The 2,000-nt window shown below is 59.8% G+C and carries 2 protein-coding genes; both read left to right on the top strand.

Annotated elements, in window-relative coordinates; all coding sequences use genetic code 11:
* Positions 1 to 239 precede the first annotated feature (239 nt).
* Positions 240 to 1,631, top strand: a complete 1,392-nt coding sequence (locus tag VZ95_RS17415; RefSeq protein WP_052711898.1) for a D-alanyl-D-alanine carboxypeptidase family protein — start codon at positions 240 to 242, stop codon at positions 1,629 to 1,631.
* Positions 1,632 to 1,818: 187 nt separating this feature from the next.
* The coding region (locus VZ95_RS17410) for a PAS domain S-box protein (protein WP_045776989.1) at positions 1,819 to 2,000 on the top strand (182 nt) is incomplete at its 3' end.

The following is a 2,000-nucleotide window of genomic DNA, read 5'->3' as shown; positions in this document are numbered from 1 at the left end:
ACGCGAGGTTTCCTGCCGCCTTCAGGGGTATTCACCTGACGGATCACTCAGGTTCGTTCGCACTTGAAACGAAAGAATACCGCACCGCAACACAACAAACGAAAACGGAACAAGCCGAAAACAAATCGGTAAGACAGCGTATGTCGAGAGAGAATCAATGAAGTCAATTGGTTATAGACAGAAGCTCATGTGCTTGCTACAGTCCGGGCACCAGTAAGACCTAAGCGCGGAAGTGACCGATGGCTCAAACCCAAGTGACCCCACGAGGCAAGTTTCAGCCGGGATTCCGCGCTTTCGCCAAGAGTTTGCCAAAATTTGCCGCCTTTGGCGCGCTGATTCTGTCGGCGACACTGTCGGCCACGTTTGCCCAGGCTGCGCCGGACCGCAGCGCCGCGCTGATTATGGATTATAGCTCGGGCACAACGCTGCACGCCCATAATGCCGATGAGCCGCGCCACCCGGCGTCACTGACGAAAATGATGACGCTGTTTATGGCGTTCGAAGCCATTCAACAGGGTCGCCTGTCGATGGATCAAAAGCTGCTGGTCAGCCAATTCGCCTCCGAGCAAGACCCGACGAAACTCGGCCTGCGCCCCGGTTCGACAATTCTGGTGCGCGATGCGGTTTTGGGACTCGTCACCAAATCGGCCAATGACGCCGCCGTGACGCTGGCCGAAAATATGGCCGGGTCCGAACCCGCCTTCGCCCGGCAGATGACCCAGCGCGCCCGCCGCCTGGGCATGAACAGCACTTTATTCGCCAATGCCTCCGGCCTGCCCAATGACGCGCAGATTACCACCGCGCGCGATATGGCCGTGTTGGGCCGCGCCCTTATTCGCGATTTCCCGGAATTCTACCCGCTCTTCTCCACGAAAAACTTCGTCTACCAGGGCCGCGTTCACCCGAACCATAACCGCCTGATGAATGTGTACGACGGGATGGACGGGATTAAGACCGGCTTCATTCGCGCCTCCGGCTTCAATCTGGTCGCCTCGGCCAAGCGCGACGGGCGGCGGCTGGTCGGCGCGGTCTTCGGCGGCACCAGCCCCGGCCAGCGCGATCAACTGATGGCGAAGCTGATGGATGCCGGGTTCTCGGGCACCCTTGTCGCCGTGAAGGACGATATGGCGACCAAGCGCAATCTGGTCGCGGCGATGGACGAGCCGAAGCAAACCTTCACCCCCGTCAGCGCCAATAGCAGCACGCGCCTGCCCACGCGCCCCACGGGCGGCGCAACGATCACCCCCGTGTCGGCGACCCTAGGACGCGTCGCCGCGCCGGTTCAGACGCCGACCGCCCTTGATACGCGCGCGCCGAAGCCGGCAACGGCCCAGCCGGTATCGCTGAAGCCGCAAGGGAAACCGACCGCCGGTAAACCGCAGGGCGGATGGGCCATCCAGGTCGGGGCTTTCGCGACAGGAAGCGCCGCGCAAAAAGCCGCCCAAACGGCAACCGCTGGGGCGAAAGCCACGCTCGGCCAGGGCACGATCGCCGTCGCGGAAGGCAAGGACGGCAAGGGCGCGCGGGTCTACCGGGCGCGCATCGCCGGGCTGTCCGAAAAAGAAGCCCGCGACGCCTGCCAAGCCCTCGCCCGACAAAAAAGCGCCTGCGTGGCGGTTCCGGTGAGCTAATCGATTGCAGGCGAGGTTCCGCCTCGCCTGCAACATTTTGCGAGTTATTCTCATTAACTTCGCCGTCGCCGCCAACTAAAATTGAATACAATTGCAGGCATGGATAAACGGCATTTGTATTAATAATATTTTATTGCATCTGGTTCCTAATGGTTTGGAGAAAAGCCAACCACGGAGCCCGACACCCATGAAAAACCCGATCACAAGCCTGTTCTACGATTCGAATGCCGCCACCCTTGGCGCATTTGAGGGTTCGCAAGCTATAATTGAGTTTGACTTGGACGGCACCATTCTTATGGCGAATGAAAATTTCCTGATGACGGTCGGTTACACTGCCCAGGAGATCGTCGGCAAACACCATCGCATTTT

The sequence above is a fragment of the Elstera litoralis genome (assembly GCF_000963705.1).
In the GTDB taxonomy this organism is placed as follows: domain Bacteria; phylum Pseudomonadota; class Alphaproteobacteria; order Elsterales; family Elsteraceae; genus Elstera; species Elstera litoralis.
The sequence above is the reverse complement of the archived record's forward strand: the minus strand, read 5'-3'. Positions and strand labels throughout refer to the sequence as shown.